1 protein-coding gene is annotated in these 683 nt (G+C 63.0%); it reads right to left on the reverse strand.

The genetic code is table 11. The features are described from left to right. The coding region (locus EOA22_RS36135) for a trypsin-like peptidase domain-containing protein (RefSeq protein ID WP_127390737.1) at positions 1 to 683 on the reverse strand (683 nt) is incomplete at both ends.

The following is a 683-nucleotide window of genomic DNA, read 5'->3' on the forward strand; positions in this document are numbered from 1 at the left end:
GCGCCCGGCATTCCGAGCGCCTCGGCGATGGAGGGCGTGATCTCCTGAAGACGCACGCCGATGAAGCCGCGCTCGATGCGGCCAGTGCTGATCAGTTGGTCGACGATAGTCCGAGCTGTGCGCGAGGGCACCGCGAACCCAATGCCTATGCTACCGCCTGACGGCGACACGATTGCCGTGTTGACTCCGATGACTTCGCCGCGCGCGTTGAACAAAGGACCTCCCGAGTTACCTCTGTTGATCGAGGCGTCAGTTTGCAGGAAATCGTCGTAAGGACCGGCCTGGATATCGCGAGAGCGGGCAGAAAGGACGCCAACAGTGACCGTGCCCCCGAGGCCGAAGGGACTGCCGATGGCGATGGTCCAGGCCCCTGGTTGCATCGCGTCCGAATCCCCCCAGGCCGTCGCCGTCATGTTGGGCGGAGGCTCGACTTTCAATACCGCGATGTCGGTTGCCGGATCGCGGCCCACCACCCGGGCGGGCGCCGTCTCCTTGTCGGAGAACACGACGTGAATCTCAGTTGCGTCGGCGACGACATGGTTATTGGTGACGATATAGCCTTCGGGACTGATCACAAAGCCGGAGCCGAGTGCTTCCCGCACCTGGGGCTGGATACGCCCTCCTCCGTCGAAGGGATTGGGAAAGTCGTTGAGCGTCGTTTGATCCTGGATGAGCTGCGTGGT

The sequence above is a fragment of the Mesorhizobium sp. M7A.F.Ca.US.014.04.1.1 genome, assembly GCF_003998745.1.
In the GTDB taxonomy this organism is placed as follows: Bacteria; Pseudomonadota; Alphaproteobacteria; order Rhizobiales; family Rhizobiaceae; genus Mesorhizobium; species Mesorhizobium ciceri.